This is a genomic window from Agromyces sp. ISL-38, from assembly GCF_018613935.1.
GTDB lineage: Bacteria > Actinomycetota > Actinomycetes > Actinomycetales > Microbacteriaceae > Agromyces.
On the sequence record NZ_JAGGPF010000001.1, the window covers coordinates 17,401 to 33,227 of the forward strand.

General features: G+C 71.7%; 14 protein-coding genes. 7 read left to right on the forward strand and 7 right to left on the reverse strand.

Annotated elements, in window-relative coordinates:
• Window positions 1-24 precede the first annotated feature (24 nt).
• Entirely contained in the window at window positions 25-1,464 is a 1,440-nt protein-coding gene (locus J7E25_RS00090) for a PLP-dependent aminotransferase family protein (protein WP_251038679.1), read from the forward strand.
• A 110-nt stretch (window positions 1,465-1,574) separates the two neighbouring features.
• Here J7E25_RS00090 and J7E25_RS00095 read toward each other — a convergent pair whose 3' ends face one another.
• Window positions 1,575-2,273 carry an RraA family protein gene (locus J7E25_RS00095; protein ID WP_214866787.1) on the reverse strand — a complete coding sequence of 233 codons (699 nt, stop codon included), beginning with the start codon at window positions 2,271-2,273 and terminating at the stop codon, window positions 1,575-1,577.
• Between the two features lie 466 nt (window positions 2,274-2,739).
• Here J7E25_RS00095 and J7E25_RS00100 point away from each other — a divergent pair, with 466 nt between their 5' ends.
• Window positions 2,740-4,128, forward strand: coding sequence for an HNH endonuclease signature motif containing protein (locus tag J7E25_RS00100; protein WP_214866789.1), 1,389 nt, complete (start codon window positions 2,740-2,742; stop codon window positions 4,126-4,128).
• Window positions 4,129-4,394: 266 nt separating this feature from the next.
• Here J7E25_RS00100 and J7E25_RS00105 read toward each other — a convergent pair whose 3' ends face one another.
• Window positions 4,395-6,485: an elongation factor G gene (locus J7E25_RS00105; protein WP_214866791.1), complete on the reverse strand. Its 2,091-nt coding sequence runs from the start codon at window positions 6,483-6,485 to the stop codon at window positions 4,395-4,397.
• Window positions 6,486-6,576: 91 nt separating this feature from the next.
• Between J7E25_RS00105 and cofD the strand changes: the two genes are divergently transcribed.
• Window positions 6,577-7,587, forward strand: coding sequence for a 2-phospho-L-lactate transferase (gene cofD / locus J7E25_RS00110; RefSeq protein WP_214866793.1), 1,011 nt, complete (start codon window positions 6,577-6,579; stop codon window positions 7,585-7,587).
• Window positions 7,588-7,661: 74 nt separating this feature from the next.
• On the opposite strand, the gene J7E25_RS00115 is transcribed toward cofD, so the two are convergent.
• A complete protein-coding gene (locus tag J7E25_RS00115; protein WP_214866795.1) occupies window positions 7,662-8,132 on the reverse strand; it encodes a hypothetical protein in 471 nt (156 codons plus the stop codon).
• Between the two features lie 229 nt (window positions 8,133-8,361).
• Between J7E25_RS00115 and J7E25_RS00120 the strand changes: the two genes are divergently transcribed.
• The 4 genes from J7E25_RS00120 to J7E25_RS00135 all read left to right on the forward strand — a co-directional run bounded on the left by J7E25_RS00120 (window position 8,362) and on the right by J7E25_RS00135 (window position 11,897).
• Window positions 8,362-9,408, forward strand: coding sequence for a putative F420-0 ABC transporter substrate-binding protein (locus tag J7E25_RS00120; RefSeq protein WP_214866797.1), 1,047 nt, complete (start codon window positions 8,362-8,364; stop codon window positions 9,406-9,408).
• Between the two features lie 173 nt (window positions 9,409-9,581).
• Window positions 9,582-10,583 carry a putative F420-0 ABC transporter permease subunit gene (locus J7E25_RS00125; protein WP_308164269.1) on the forward strand — a complete coding sequence of 334 codons (1,002 nt, stop codon included), beginning with the start codon at window positions 9,582-9,584 and terminating at the stop codon, window positions 10,581-10,583.
• Window positions 10,580-11,413 (forward strand): ABC transporter ATP-binding protein, encoded by an 834-nt coding sequence (locus J7E25_RS00130; protein WP_214866801.1) that lies wholly within the window; start codon window positions 10,580-10,582, stop codon window positions 11,411-11,413. Before J7E25_RS00125 ends, J7E25_RS00130 begins: the two co-directional genes overlap by 4 nt.
• Before the next feature lie 10 nt (window positions 11,414-11,423).
• Complete coding sequence (locus J7E25_RS00135; protein ID WP_214866803.1) at window positions 11,424-11,897, forward strand: hypothetical protein; 474 nt, start codon at window positions 11,424-11,426, stop codon at window positions 11,895-11,897.
• Between the two features lie 13 nt (window positions 11,898-11,910).
• Here J7E25_RS00135 and J7E25_RS00140 read toward each other — a convergent pair whose 3' ends face one another.
• The 4 genes from J7E25_RS00140 to J7E25_RS00155 form a co-directional block, all read right to left on the reverse strand.
• On the reverse strand, window positions 11,911-12,783 hold the full coding sequence (locus J7E25_RS00140) for an ABC transporter permease (protein ID WP_214866804.1): 873 nt from the start codon (window positions 12,781-12,783) through the stop codon (window positions 11,911-11,913).
• Window positions 12,770-13,834 carry an ATP-binding cassette domain-containing protein gene (locus J7E25_RS00145; protein ID WP_308164270.1) on the reverse strand — a complete coding sequence of 355 codons (1,065 nt, stop codon included), beginning with the start codon at window positions 13,832-13,834 and terminating at the stop codon, window positions 12,770-12,772. Before J7E25_RS00145 ends, J7E25_RS00140 begins: the two co-directional genes overlap by 14 nt.
• 11 nt (window positions 13,835-13,845) lie before the next feature.
• A complete protein-coding gene (locus J7E25_RS00150) occupies window positions 13,846-15,087 on the reverse strand; it encodes a hypothetical protein (protein ID WP_214866806.1) in 1,242 nt (413 codons plus the stop codon).
• A 130-nt stretch (window positions 15,088-15,217) separates the two neighbouring features.
• Window positions 15,218-15,811: a hypothetical protein gene (locus tag J7E25_RS00155; protein WP_214866808.1), complete on the reverse strand. Its 594-nt coding sequence runs from the start codon at window positions 15,809-15,811 to the stop codon at window positions 15,218-15,220.
• Window positions 15,812-15,827: the final 16 nt, after the last annotated feature.

A 15,827-nucleotide genomic window follows, 5' to 3' on the forward strand; every position in this document is an offset into this window, starting at 1 on the left:
TTGCTTCGTGAGGAGGCAATGGTCATGTCAGGTATTCATATGGCAGGTGCTCATCTGACCGGCGTTCGCGTCGACGTCCCGGCGCTGATCGCGCTCGCCGAGTTCCCCGATACGACGCCGCGCGCCATCGCAGGAGTGCTCGCGCGGCTCATCAACACGGGTGAACTGCCGCAGGGCGCCCGGCTGCCGACCGTGCGGGAGCTCGCGAGCGAGCTCGCAGTGAGCCCCGCCACCGTGAGCCAGGCGTGGCAGGCACTGTCGCGTGCCGGCCTCATCGAGTCGCGCGGCCGTGCCGGCAGCTTCGTGCGCGAGAACTCGCCGGCATGGCTCGCGCCGCGCATGCGCGGCATGGCGCCGCCGAACGATCCGGTTCGCCTCGACCTCTCGCGAGGAACGCCCGACCCGCTCCTGCTGCCGGCCCTCGGCCCCGCGCTCTCCCGCGTCTCGGTTCGCGCCGAGACGGACAGCTACCAGGACGAGCCCGTGATCCCCGCGCTCGCCGCGGTGCTCGCCGACTCGTGGCCGTCGGAGGCCGAGTCGATCATGGTCGTCGACGGCGCCCTCGACGCGATCTCGCGCACGCTCGGACAACTCGTGCGATTCGGCGATCGCGTCGTCGTCGAGAGCCCGGGCTTCCCGCCGTTCCTCGACCTGCTCGACGTGCTCGGCGCCGAGGCGGTGCCCGTGCGCCTCGACGAGCACGGGATGGTGCCCGAGGCGCTCGCCCGGGCGCTCCTCCGCCGGCCCGTCGCCGTGCTGCTCCAGCCTCGCGCCCAGAATCCGACCGGCGCGTCGATGACGGCTTCGCGCGCGACCGAACTGGCCCGCGTCATCCGCTCGGCGAACGACGTCGACGAGCTCATCGTCATCGAGGACGACCATTCGGGGCTCATCTCGACCGAAGGCGACGTGACGCTCGGGAACTCCCTGCCCGGTCGCGTCGTGCACGTGCGGAGCTTCTCGAAGTCGCACGGACCCGACCTCCGCATCGCCGCGGTCGGCGGCCCGCGCGAGCTCATCGAGCGGATCACCGCCCGGCGCATGCTCGGGCCGGGCTGGACCTCGCGGATGCTGCAGACGATCCTGCTCGACCTGCTGACCGACGGCGCGTCGATCGACGCGGTCGCAGAGGCACGTCGCCAGTACTACACACGCCAACGCGCGCTCGGCGACGCGTTGCGCGCGCGTGGCGTCGCGGTCGCACCCGCCGACGGCATCAACCTGTGGATGCCGGTGCTGAGCGAACGCTCGGCGCTCGTGCAGCTCGCGGCCGCCGGCATCCGTGTGGCTGCTGGTACGCCGTTCCTCGCGGCGGCGGATTCGACGGATGCCTCGAACGCCGGGCGCGTGCGGCCGGGCGACGAGTTCGTGCGGGTGACGGTCGGCGTGCTGCGCGAGGGCGCCGAGGAGGTCGCCGACGCGCTCGCGACGGCGGCGCAGCATATTGCGGCGGGCGGATATTGAGGGTGGAGTCTGCGGGTTGAGGAGGCGGTCCACGGCCGTCTCGAAGCCCTCCTCGCGGGAAGCAGGGTTTCGAGACGCTTCCTCCTTCGTCGGACGCTCCTCGACCCGCATCACGTCTCGACGGCGCCGCCGCGGGCCTTGAGGTGATCACGCAGCGAGTACGTCGGATTCGTCGCCCGTTCTGCGAGGTAGTCGGCGAAGCCGATCTGTTCGCGCAGTGAGGCACCATCGAGCATCCGCTGCGATTGCGCCAACTCTGTCTGCATGATGGATGCCGCCGACTCACGAACCGCATCGGCCGATGCCCTGGGCACGAAGAGGACGCCGTCGTCGTCGGCGATGACCCAGTCGTCGCGCAGCACCGGGATCCCGTCGATGATCGCAGTGCGCATCGACGGGCCCGCGGGAGGAATGCGGATCGGCCCGCGGGGGTAGGCGCCGAGGCTGAAGACGGGGAGGCCGATGTCGACGAGCTGTGCCGTGTCGCGATGGCATCCCCAGATGACGATTCCGGCGAGGCCGGCCATCTTGGCCTCGAGCGTCAACAGGTCGCCGACGCACGCTTCGTCATGACGCCCGCCGTTGTCGACGACCATGATGGCTCCCGGCGGCGCCTCGGCGATCGTCTCGAGCAGCACGTCGACGCTGCCGAGGTGCGTGATCGGCATCGCCGGGCCGCTCACAGGCGCGCCGGGAACCACCGGCCGGAAGCCGAAGGAGGCGGTGTTCGCCGGGAGACCGAGGCGCACGAGTGCGTCGGCGGCTGCTGCCGTGCTGATCTGGAGTGCTGCCGTGCTGATCTGGGCCATGGTGGGCAGGACCTTCCTGGAGACGGTGGCGTATCGCCTGCCCAGACTAGGGCTGGCCGGTGACTCTGACCACCACACCCGGCCACCGGCCGCCGGACACCCGACAGCCGACACCGGCCACCCGACACCACCACCCGACACCCACACCGCCATCCCATACCCGCCATCCCCACGCCACCACCCGCCCCGCCCCCGCCACCGCCCGCCCCGCCCCGCCATCCCCACCCCCGCCACCGCCAGCCGCCATCTGCCATCCCCACACCACCACGCGCCACCCGCCACCGCCACCGCCACCGCCATCCCCACCCCCCACCACCCGCCACCCGCGACCCGCCACCGACATCCGGCGCCCATCGACTTGTCCTCCACAGGGCAGCATTCGTGCGATCTATCCACAGGAGATCCGCTGATCAGGCCATATTTCTTGCTCCGTTCGAATGTCAGTGGGTGGGTGCATGATCGAAGTATGCAGCGGCCCATACACACTCTCGAGCGAGACCTCGAGGCGCTGCGCGCGGCGTGGGCCGACTCGATGCCGGCGTTCGGGGCGAGGCTCGGCGGCGCCCAGACCGAGATCGAGCAGATGAGCGACAGCGGGCTCGTGCGCGTGACCGACCTGCTCGCTCAGGTGCGACGCGATGCCGAGGCGCTGCTCGCCCGCGCGGCCGCCGAGGTCGCGAACCGGTCGGGTCAAGATTTCGGCGACACCGGGCTGGCGAAGACCCAAGGCTTCCACAGCCCTCAGCGACTCATCGCGGCATCCACCGGGGCGTCCCGCAGCGATGCCGCGAAGCTCATCGCGGTCGGCACTGCGACGGCAGAACGGCAGACGTTCGGCGGCGAGCGCCTGCCATCGCGGCATCCGCATGTCGCAGCTGCTCTGCAGGCTGCCGATCTCAGCCTCGAGGCGGCATCCGCGATCACCTCCATGCTCGATCGCGTGGCGGTGCGGGCCGACCCGGCAAGGGCTGACATCGCCGAGGCCGGGCTCGTGGGGCTGGCATCGCAGGTGTCGCTCGAGATACTCCTGCGCGGGGTGCGAGAAGCCGAGGCACGACTCGACCAAGACGGCGTCGAGCCCCGCGAAGAGGAGCTCCACCAGGAGCGCTGGCTCACGATGCGCGAAGACGGCAACGGCATGGTGCACCTCCACGCGCGACTCGACCCGGAGAGCGCCGCCCCCGTGAAGGCCGCGATCGAGGCACTCGTAAGCGACGTGCTCCGCCGGCGTGAGCCTCAGCCCTGCGGGGAAGGTCCGGTGCTCGAAGACCCGCGGTCGATCCCGCAGATCCAGGCCGACGCACTCGCCGCGCTCGCTCGTCACACGCTCGGCTGCACGCAGACCCTCACTCCGCTCGCGAAGACCACGGTCGTGGTGCGGATGAACCATGAGACGCTCGTCGACGGCATCGGCCATGCTCGCATCGACGGCATCAACCAGCCGATCTCCGCCTCGACCGCGCGGCGCATGTCCGCCGACGCCGACCTCATCCCGGCGGTCTTCGGTCGCGACAGCCTTCCGCTCGACCTCGGGCGAGCGGCGCGGTTCTTCACTCGCGCACAGCGACTCGCGCTTGCCGAGCGCGACGGCGGCTGCGCAAGTTGCGGCCAGAACATCGGGTACGTCGAAGCCCACCACATCGACTGGTGGGAACGCGACCGGGGCCCTACAGACCTCGCCAACGGCGTGATGCTGTGCAGCTTCTGTCACCACACCGTGCATCGAGAAGATTGGCGCATTCGGGTGACGGCCGGTGAGGTCTGGTTCATTCCGCCGTCGCACGTCGATCCGCAACAGGTTCCGAGGCTCGGCGGTAGGGCACGATTCGAGCTGCGCGCGGATGCCGCGGCCTGATGCGTGGCCGTGAGCGGTGCGCCGAGCCGCGCGGATGCCGCGGCCTGATGCGTGGCCGTGAGCGGTGCGTCGAGCCCGCGGATGCCGCGGGCTGGATGGGTGGCCGTGAGGAGCGGGCCGAGCCGCGCGGATGCCGCGGGCTTGATGGGTGGCCGTCGGGGAGCGGGTCGAGCCGTGCGATGCCGCGGGCTTGATGGGTGGCCGTCAGGGGCGCGTCGAGCGGATGCCCCTGGCTGAACGCCGCGGCCTGAACGAGCGACCCCAGCTCATGCCTTGACCGAGTTCGGCGCCTTCGCATACCGGTCGGGCGCGATCGTCAGCTCCGCCTGCCCGCCGGTCATCGACCGCAGGTCGAGCACGTATCGGCTCAGTTCCACGTCGGGAACACTCGCCACGACGCGCGTGCGACCCTCATCGGCGGACTCCGTCGCGCTCACGTGTCCGCGACGACCCGACAGGTCGGTCAGCACCGTGCCCTGCAACTCCGACGGCACGGTGACGGTCACGACCGACAGCGGCTCGAGTATCACGGTGCCCGCCTCGGCCAGTGCAGCCTTGACGCCGAGCGACCCCGCCGTGCGGAAGGCCATCTCAGACGAATCGACCGAGTGCGACTTGCCGTCGTAGAGCTCGACGCGCACGTCGACGACCGGGTGGCCCTGCGGCCCTCCCGCGGCGAGCGCATCGCGGGCACCCTTCTCGACGGCCGAGATGTACGCCCTGGGCACCGCGCCACCCACGACCTTGTCGACGAACTCGAAGCCATCGCCCGTCGGAAGCGGCGAGACGCGAAGCTGCACGATGGCGAACTGCCCATGACCACCCGATTGCTTCTTGAGCTTTCCTTCGGCTTGCGCCGGTCTCGCGATCGTCTCGCGATACGCCACCGGCGCCGGACCCGTCGTCACGTGCACGCCGAACACTCTCGCGAGGCGCTCCACCGCGACCGCGACATGCACGTCGCCGAGACCGCGCAGAATCGGTGCACCGGCGACGCGATCGACGACGAGCGTCGGGTCCTCCGCGACGAGCCGGGCGAGCGCGGTCGACAGCTTCTCGTCGTCGGACTGGGAAGCCGGTGCCAGGGTCACCGCGAACACCGGCGCCCGCCTCGGCAGGGGTGCGGGTCGCGCGACGCCACTGCTGCGTGACCAGAGCAGCGAGCCCGACGGCGAACCCGTCAGCTTTGCGACCGCGCCCACCTCGCCGGCACGCAGCGTGTCGACCGGCAGGTGCTCCGCGCCGCGGAGCAGGAAGAGTCCGTGGATGCGCTCGTCGGCGCCGGTGGTGGCGTTGTGCAGCCGGTCACCCATGCGCACGACGCCCGACAACATCTTGAGCATCGACACCTGCCCGACGAACGGGTCGGCTACCGTGCGGAACACGTGCACGAGCGGCTCGCCATCGGGATTGGGAGCGACCCCGAGCTCACTGCCCGCCGCGCCGCGACCCTCGTCGCCGCTGTCGGCTGTCGAGCCCCCAATGACGATCCGGCCATCATGCTCGAGGGCTGACGGCGCCAGCGCGCACAGCAGGTCGGCGACACGGTCGACCCCGGCGCCCGTCACCCCAGAGCACACGATCACCGGCACCGCGTCGCCAGTCGCAACCTCCCGAGCGAGCGTACGCTCGAGTTCCTCGGCGGTCGGCTCCCTCCCCTCGAGATAGGCCTCGAGCTGCTCGTCGTCGTGCGAGACGATCTCCTCGGTCACGTCGACGTGCATCCGGTGCTCCTCGGCCTCAGCCTCGGGCGGCAACGGCGCGTTCTTGTGGCCGCCGGCGTCGTCGTAGACGAGCGCCTGCTCGCTGAGCACGTCCGCGATCGCGCGGAACGCCTGCTCCTCCCCGAGCGGCAGCTCGACCGCCCACAGGCGGTCGCCGAACGCCGCGTGCAACTCGCCGAGTACCCGGCGGAAGTCGGCTCGGGCCTTGTCCTCCTGCGTGATCACGACCATGCGCGGCACGCCAGCCGCCTCCACAGCGGCCCACACGGCACGGGTGCCCGCCGTGACGCCGTCGACCGCGCTCACCACGACCATCGCGACATCCGCCACCGACAGCGCAGTGTCGACGCCGCCGACGAAGTCAGGATGTCCCGGGGTGTCGGCCAGCGTGATGGCATGCTCGGTGCCGTCGGGACCGGTCCAGGTGAAGGTGGCGAGTGAGAGCCCGAGGGTCGTGCCTCGCGCGATCTCCTCGGGGTCATGGTCGCCGACCGTCGTGCCGTGCTCGACGTCGCCGACTCTCGAGATCGCGCCGGCGCGAAACAGCAATGCCTCGGCGAGCGTCGTCTTGCCCGAACCTGTGCCGCCCACCAGGGCGACGGTCCGGTGGGTCGGGATCGATGCCGAGTTCATGGGGCCTCCCGCGGCGATGCGGATCTGTCCGTCCATCGTGGACCGATCGGGCCGGGAATGCCAGAGGCACGAGTCTCCGTAGGCTGGGTTCGTGCGAATCACGGTGCTGGCTGGCGGAGTCGGAGGGTCGCGCTTCGTGCGCGGCGTGCGCGAAGAGTGCGCGCGGCGGTGGCCCGACGGAAACGGCGGCACGACGGCATCCGTCACCGTGATCGTCAACACGGGCGACGACCTGTGGCTCGCGGGTGTTCGTCTCTCGCCCGACTTCGACTCGCTGCTCTACTCGCTCGCCGGCGTGAACGACACCGAGCGCGGCTGGGGCCGCGCAGGTGAGAGCGAGCGGGTCGCCGCCGAGTTGCGCGAGTGGGGCGTCGGCTGGCCGTGGTTCACCCTCGGCGACCTCGACCTCGGCACGCACCTCGCCCGCACCTCGTGGCTGCGCGAGGGCGCGACCCCCTCAGAGGTCGCGGCCCGGTTGCAGTCGCGGTGGCCGCTCGGAGTCCGGCTCATTCCCGCGACCGACACCGAGGTCGACACCGACGTCGATGTCGCCGACGCCGACGTGCCCGGCGGTGAGCGCACGATGCACTTCCAGGAGTGGTGGACGAGATATCGCGCCGCCCTCCCCGCGATCGCGTTCCGGCAACGGAACATCGAGCGGGCACTGCCCGCTCCCGGCGTCGTCGAGGAGATCCTCGGCGCCGACGTCGTGCTCGTCGCGCCGTCGAACCCCGTCGTCTCGATCGGCACGATCCTCGCCGTTCCCGGCATGCGCGAAGCCCTCGCCGAGACCTCCGCGCCCGTCGTCGGGATCTCGCCGATCATCGGCGGCAAGGTCGTGCGCGGCATGGCCGACGCCTGCCTCAGCGCCATCGGCGTGGCGACGAGCGCCGAAGCCGTGGCGCGTCACTACGGCGCACGTGCGAGCGGCGGCCTGCTCGACGCCTGGCTCGTCGACGAAGCGGATGCCGCAGCGGTGGCCTCGCTCGAGGCATCCGGCCTGCACGCGGCATCCGTCCCCCTCTGGATGCACGACCTCGACACCTCGGCCGCCCTCGCCGGCGCGGCCCTCGACGTGGGGACGTCGCTGCGCGCGCACTGATCGGACGGTGCGCGAACGCCGGCGCCGGCGCCGGCGCCGGCCACGCGGCCGGCGCCGGTCGGTCGCGTGGCCTCTCAGTGCGAGGCCGGGACCGGGATCACCGGGCACTCGAACGAGGCGGCCGCGCTGCCGATGGTGAGATCGCCGGCCGTGACGGCCGCCCAGATCTCATCGCTCGAGTCGAGGACGCCGTCGTTGTCGAGATCGCCCGACGCGAGCGCTGCCGCATACCCGTCTGGCAGCGCGACCGGATACACCTGCCACCGCCCGCCGCGATAGTCGGCGTCGCCCGGAGCGGCCGTCGCGACGTTGGGCTGCGTCCCCTCGGGGAACGCGTAGATCGGCTGGTAGGAACTCGCCGGTGCGCCCGTTCCGGTGAGGTCGGTCGGCGTTCCCACGGTGCGGTACAGCGCACCGTCGACGTAGAACGAGGGACCGCTGACGCCCGCGGCCCGCGCGGCCGGCGCGCCCACGAGCACGGCACCCAGGGTGAGCGCGACGGCCGTCGCCGAGCCCAGGGCAATTCGGATTCGAGTGGATTCCATGTCGCTTCATCTCCTTCGCCGTCGGGTTTCGACGGCCTTCCGGAAGTCAAGCTCCGCCGTGCCCCTGCCACTACCGGGATACCTTACGATTCGCGGACATCGGGGGGCGACGCCTCACTAGACTGGACTCGACCCGCCGGTCTGGATCTGACCGGTGAGTGTGGCCCGGGATTGGGCCGCGAGTCGCCGACCTCGTCGGATTCCGATTGCTCACCGTCCCGGAGGCCTCATGCCCGAAATCCCGTCGCTCGCGCGGTCCAGCGCGAACGCATCCCCCCGTCGCGCCCGCACGGCGCTGCTCGCCATTCCCGCGCTGGCACTCCTGCTCGCGGGCTGCGCGGCCGCCGGCACCGCGACGCCGAAGAGCGACGACGCCTCCGCCGGGGGTGGCGACGCGGCATCCGGCTACCCGCTCACGCTCGACAACTGCGGCACCGAGGTGACCTTCGAGTCCGCACCCGAGCGCGTCGTGACGATCAAGTCGTCGACGCTCGAGCTGCTCCTCGCCCTCGGACTCGAGGACCGCATCGTCGGCACGGCCTTCACTGACGGCCCCGTGCCCGACGAGTACGCCGACGCGGCATCCGGCCTGGAGACGCTCTCCGACAAGGTGCCCTCGCAAGAGGTGACGCTCGCGGCCGAGCCCGACCTCGTCTTCGCCGGATGGGAGTCGAACCTCACCGCCGAGGGTGCGGGCGACCGTGACGCCCTGGCCGGCCTCGGCGTCGCGACCTACGTGGCGCCCGCCGCCTGCAAGGGCGAGGGCTACATGCCGAACCCGCTGACGTTCGACGAGGTCTTCCGCGAGTTCGAGGAGGCGGGTGCGATCTTCGGAGCGACGGATGCCGCAGCCGAGCTCGTCGCGTCGCAGCAGGCCGCCCTCGACGCGATCGAGCCCAGCACGGCCGGCCTCACCGCCCTCTGGTACAGCTCGGGCGACGACACCCCGTACGTCGGCGCCGGCATCGGCGCGCCGCAGATGATCATGGCCGCCGCCGGACTCGAGAACATCGCGGCTGACGTCGAGGACACGTGGACCTCGATGGGCTGGGAGGCCATCGTCGAGGCGAACCCCGACGTCATCGTGCTCGTGGATGCCGCCTGGAACACCGCGGATCAGAAGATCGCCCATCTCGAGTCGAACCCGGCGACGGCCGCACTCCCCGCGGTGCAGCAGCGGCGGTACCTCATCGTCGACTTCCCCGCGACCGAGGCCGGCGTGCGGAACGTCGGCGCGGTGGCCTCGCTTGTCGAGCAGCTCGAGGAGCTCGGGTAGCGATGCCGCTCCCTCCCCACCCCGACGCCGACGAACGCGTCACTTCGCGACAACCAGGCGACGAATCCGCCCCGGTTCGGCGCAATGTGACGCGTCCGACGAGCGACGCGGACATTGGGAGGCAGGAGAGGCAGGAGAAGTGGATTGCACGCGGGCGCGCGGGAGACGGCGGCGTGCGCACAGGTGCGTGGGCCGTCGGGCTCGCGGTGCTGCTCGCGGCATCCGTCGTCACCGCCGTCGCGATCGGACCGGCGGGCCTCAGCCCCGTCGACGTGTGGTCGAGCGTGCTCGCGCACCTCGGCATCGGCGAGCCCACCCTCAGCCCGCTGCGCGACGGCATCGTGTGGCAGCTCCGGATGCCGCGAGTGCTCACCGCCGCGGCGGTCGGTGCAGGGCTCGCGCTCTGCGGTGCCGTCATGCAGGCCCTCACCCGCAACCCGCTCGCCGACCCCTACCTACTCGGCCTCTCGTCGGGCGCGTCGGTCGGTGCCGTCATCGTGATCGTGCTCGGCGCGGGCCTCCTGCTGCCGTTCGCGGCGTTCGCCGGCGCGCTCGTCGCCCTCGTCGCGACCCTCGCCCTCGCGAACGCGGCCGGCTCGCTGAGCCCCACGCGCACGGTACTCGCCGGCCTCGCCGTCTCCGCAGTCTTCAGCGCCATCACGAGCCTCGTCATCTTCTGGAGCGCGACGGGCGACAGCTACCGCGAGATCCTCAACTGGCTGCTCGGGTCGCTCGCCGGCACCGACTGGACCTCGGTCGCCATCGCAGGCGGCGCGGTCATCGTCATCGGCGTGCCGCTGCTCACGAGTGCAAGCACGCTCGACGCCTTCGCCTTCGGCGACACGGCCGCGGCGGCGCTCGGCGTGCACGTCGGCCGCACCCGCGCCCTGCTCCTCACCGGCACGGCCCTCCTCACGGGCGCGCTCGTCGCGGTGAGCGGGTCGATCGGCTTCGTCGGGCTCGTGCTGCCGCACGCCGTGCGCCTCATCGTCGGCTCACGCCACCGCGCGCTGCTGCCGCTGTCGGCGCTCGCCGGCGCGATCTTCCTCGTGTGGGCCGACACCGGCGCGCGCACCCTCTTCGACCCGCGCGAGCTGCCCGTCGGCATCCTCACCGCCCTCATCGGCGGCCCCGTGTTCGCGACCATCATGCTGCGCAACCGGAGGCTCACGTGAGCGGGACCCTCCACACCGACCGCGTGCGTTTCTCCCGCGGACGCGCCCTCATCATCGACGACGTCGACTGCACGGTGCCGGCCGGCACGGTGGGTGCGCTCCTCGGCCCGAACGGCGCCGGCAAGAGCACCCTGCTCCACCTCATCGCGGGCATCGAGCGAGCGGATGCCGGAACCGCACACTTCGGCAACCGCGATCTCGCCGCGATGCGTCGCCGCGAACGAGCACGGGTCATCGCCCTCGCCGAGCAGGACGTGCAGGATGCCCCGGGGCTGCGCGTCGCGGAGGTCGTGGCGCTCGGTCGCACCCCGTACCTCGGGGCGTTCGCCGGACCGGGCGAGCTCGACCGCGCAGTCGTGCGCCGCTGCATCGAGGACGCCGGGCTCGTCGAGCTCGCCGATCGGGAGTACGCGTCGCTCTCGGGCGGCGAGCGCCAGCGCGTGAACATCGCACGTGCCCTGGCGCAGGAGCCCGAGCTGCTGCTGCTCGACGAGCCGACGAACCACCTCGACGTGCGTGCGCAGCTCACGATGCTGCGACTGCTCCGCGAGCTCGCTCACGGTGGGCTCACGGTGCTCGCCGCGCTGCACGACCTCTCCCTCGCCGCGGGCTACGCCGACCACGTGATCGTGCTCGCGATCGGCCGCGTGGTCGCCGCCGGCGAGCCGCGCACGGTGCTCACGCCCGAACTCATTCGCGCCGTGTGGGGCGTCGAGGCCGTGGTGCTCGCGCATCCGGTGAGCGGGCGGCCGCTCATCGCCTACTCGGATGCCGCCGGCGAGCGGATGCCGCACACACGACCCGTCCCGGCGGGCCGACCTGAGGCGTAGCCTTGAGCGCGTGAACGTGCTGAGCGAGGTGAGGCGAGAACTGCTCGACTCGATGGCACGGGAGTTCCTGCACAACTCGCCACGCGGCCGGCGACTCCTCGCCGTCGAGGGCGAGACCGATGCCCTGGCCGCCCGTTTCGCCGACGACCTGGCCGCCACGCTCGTCGACCTCGGGCAGCCCGCGGTGCGGGTGTCACTCGGCGATGTCGACGAGGCGACGCTGCGCGCGGCCACCGTCGAGCCCTTCCGCGCCGGCACGCTGACCGCCGCAACAGACCCCGACACCGTGCTCGTCGTCGAGGGGCGCAGGCTGCTGAACCTGTCGGTCCGCGGCATCTGGCACTTCTCCGTGTGGGTACTCGCCGGCGAGGAGCTGCCGCACGCGTTCGTGAACGTGATCGTCGACGCAACCGACGAGGCAGCGCCGAAGCGATACTTCTACGACCTCTGCAAGCTGCCGCCGAGCGTGGGCGAGCGCCGCTGAGTCGCGGCTTCCGTCACGACAGCACGTCCTTCGTGAGGAACCGGCTGACGGCGAGCGCCCCGAACACCACGAGGTAACCGGCCTGCAACACCGCGTTGTCGGCGAACGAGTCCCACACGACCGGCTCGCGCATGAGATCGCCGAAGCCGAGCCAGTAGTGCGTGAAGAGCCACGGATGCAGCCACTCGAGCTGCGGGAGCGCGTCCATGATCTGCGACACGACCGCGAGGATCGCCGTCGCGGCCATAGCCCCGACCGGCACCGTCGTGAGCGTCGAGAGGAAGAGCCCGATCGCCGACATGCCGAGGAGCGAGACGGTCACGTACGCGGCGATCGCGAGCAAGCGCAGGAGCGCGTCGCCGATGCCCACCGTCGCCCCCGAGAGGAGCGTGACCGGCCCGATCGGGAACAGCGCCCAGCCGATGAGCGTGCCGACCACCACGACGGTGAGCGGCGCGGCCACGCAGAACACGGCGGCGGCGAGGTACTTCACGAGGAGCAGCCGGATGCGACCCGCCGGCGCGATCAGCAGGTAGCGGAGGGTGCCGTGGCTCGCCTCACCGGCGATCGCGTCGCCTGCCACCACGCCGATGGTGAGCGGCAGGAAGAGCGGGATGGCGACGAGGATCGCGGTGACGCCGACGAAGAACCCGTTGTTCGTGATCTGGTCGAGGAACGCCGGCCCGCGCCCGGTCGGCGGCCCGCCCGAGAGGCGGACCGCCACGGCGATGAGGATCGGGATGAGCGCGAGCGCGCCGAGGAGCGCCCACGTGCGCCGGCGGCGGAAGAGGGTGAGCAGCTCGGAGCCGAGAAGGGAGAGCGTGCCGCCGCCGCCGCCGCGCGCGTCGAGCACCAGAGGCCCGTCGTGCACCTCACGCGACGACATCGAATCCCTCGCCGGTGAGGTCGACGAAGCGCTGCTCGAGGCTCGCCCGCTCGATCTCGAATCCGCGCACCCGCACGCCGGCATTCACAAGTGCGGTGACGATCGACTCGGGCGCTGCAGTCGCCGAGCCGCCATCCGCCGAGCCGCCATCCGCCGAGCCGTGATCGGTAGAGCTGCCATCCGCCGAGGTGCCATCCGCCGAATGGCGCTCGATCTCGCCGCCGAGCCGGGCCGTGACGAGCTCGTCGTCCGAGGCATCCGTCGCCGATCGGATGCCGCCCACCGTCGTCTGCTCGATCGGCAGGCCGAGCGCCGCGAGCACGGCACGAGCCCGGCCCGGGTCGGGCGTTCGCACGAGCACCCTGGAGCCGCGGCCGCGGAGCTCGTCGATCGTGCCGTGCGCGACGAGGCGCCCCACGCTCATCACGGCGGCGTGCGTGCAGACCTGCTCGACCTCGGCGAGGAGGTGGCTCGACACGAACACCGTCGTGCCGCCCTCGGCGAGCGATCGGATGAGCGAGCGCACCTCGCGCGTGCCCTGCGGATCGAGCCCGTTCGTGGGCTCGTCGAGCACGAGGAGCTCCCGGCGCATCAGCAGGGCGTTCGCGAGCCCGAGCCGCTGCTTCATGCCGAGCGAGTAGGCGCCCACCTTCTTCTTCGCGGCGTGCGAGAGCCCGACGCGCTCGAGGGCCAGGGCGACGCGGTCCGACCGGGTGCCGCGCGGCGCGTGCCGGTCGGCGGCGTCGAAGCGGCGCAGGTTCGCCTCACCCGAGAGGTACGGCGAGAAGGCCGGCCCCTCCACGAGCGCGCCGACGCGCGGCAGCACCGAGTCGACGTGGTGCGGCATGTCGGCACCGAGCACGCGGGCGTCGCCGGCGGTCGCCGCGACGAGGCCGAGCAGCATCCGGATCGTCGTGGTCTTTCCCGAGCCGTTCGGACCGAGGAATCCGAAGACCGAGCCCTCGGGCACGGCGAGGTCGAGCCCGTCGACGGCGACCTGCGAGCGGAAACGCTTGGTCAGGCCGTGTGTCTCGATCGCGAGGTCGGGCACTGCGGCTGCCGTCAGCGCCCGGTTGCGGCGGCGTCGAGCAGGCGATCGGCGGTCACCGCGCCGGCGAGCACGCGGCCGTCGTCGGTGATGAGCACGGTGACGAGCGAGGTGGAGAGGATGCGTCCGCCGTCGACGCGCTCGGTGAGCGAGCCGAGCATCGCGGCCGCCTCGCCGTCGAAGCCGGCCGCGCCGACCGCCGCAGCGGGCAGCTCGACGACGGCCGACCAGCCATCGCCGTGCACCACGGGCCGCGGCGTCTCGCCGCCGGACTCCGCCTCCGCCTGGGCCTTTCGCTGCTCGAGCTCTGCGGCGGTCGGGATCGGCACGACGTGCTCGCTCACCTCGGTGCCCTCGGGCGGGGTGAACGCGAAGACCGACGCATCGGGCGCTTCGAAGGAGACGTCGGTGAACTCGACGCTGAACGCCGGCTCGTCGGCGCCGCGAGCGGTGACGGATGCCGCGAGCGCGACGCCCGTGTCGCCGTCGATCGCCACGGTGATCTCGCCGATGAGCGTCTCGGCATCGCGCGGTTCGAGCACGAGCTCGTAGACCTCGCGGCCGGCGACCCGCCCATCGGTGCCGACGGAGACGTCGGTCGTCTGATCGAGCTTCGCGAGCGCCTCGTCGAGCACCTGCTCGGGCGTCGGCAGCGGTGCGCCGAGCTCGGCCTCGAGCTGCTCACGTGCCTCGTCGGCGTGCGCCTGCGCCTCGGCTTCGAGCGCGTCGAGGGCGGCTTGGTCGACGGTGAGGTGGGTCGCCGCCTTCTCGGCGGAGTCGTAGATCCACGCGCCCTCCTCGGAGAGGTACACGTTGCGCTCGGCGAGCCGATCGAGCACCTGCAGGCGCGCGTTCGAGCCGTCGAGGTAGACCTTGGCCGTGTGGGTTCCGGTCGCGAGCGAGATGAGGTCGTCGAGATCGGTGGCGGATGCCGCGGCGTCGCCACCGCCACCGTCACCGTCACCCTGGCCGAGATCTCCACTGCCGCCGGTGCTGCCGCCGCCCATCGTGCCGGTGAGTCCGGACAGGTCGGGGATGCCGAGCTCGGAGCGCTGCTCGATCGTGCCCGAGAGTGCCTCGACCTCGCTCGACGCGGCGAACTCGAGGAGCTCGGCGGGCGTGAGATCGGGGAGGTCGACGGCCGCATTCGCCTGCATCGGCACGAGCACGACGCCGACGCCGATCGCGATCGGCGCGGCGATCGCGGGGATCCAGCGGATGAGCCTTCGGGAGGCCCCGGTGTCGCGGGCGCGCATGAGTTCAGGCTACGCCTGCCCGTGGCATCCGGGACCTGGTCAGTGGGAACACTCAGGATCACCGCCGCCGCCGCTTGCCGGCGCCGGGCGGGGACGGCGCGCACCCCGAATTGGGGAGAGTCAGGCCTGTCTAGGGCGCGAGTGAAGGCGACGTGAGGAGGATCACCACTCCCGCAAGCAGGGTGATGACGTGGAAGAAGAACGGGGGCATGTCCCGGAGGACGATCGTCACGACGATCAGCAGCGCCGTGCCGACGATCACGACCCACCCGAGCCAGTCCGGATACGGGCTGAACACGAGCGCGACGCCGAAGATCGCCAGGCCGATCTCGGTCAGCGCGGCGTAGAGCAGGAAGAGCCAGGCGGGCAGCCTCCCCTCGGCGAACGCGGCCGGATTCGCAGCACGTGCGTACAGGTGTCCGAGCCACGGAACCAGGCCGAGCGTCAGGAGCGCCGTGCTGGTCAGCATGAGCCAGGCGAATGACCCGTCGCGATCGTCGGGGGCGAGGAGGCCGATCCCGATGACCGTGACGAGCGATCCGACACCGAACAGGACCTGCGACGCGATCCAGGCCCTCGGCGAATCGGTGATGCGCTCCAGCTTCTTCGCCGGGGAAGCCTCGGGAAACACCCGGGCGGAGATGGGCATGAAGGCTGCGACGAGGAAGAGCACCGAGCCCAGGATCATCACGGCGCCGCTCACCTGGTTCAGACCGACATTCATCGCAGCCCCCATGACC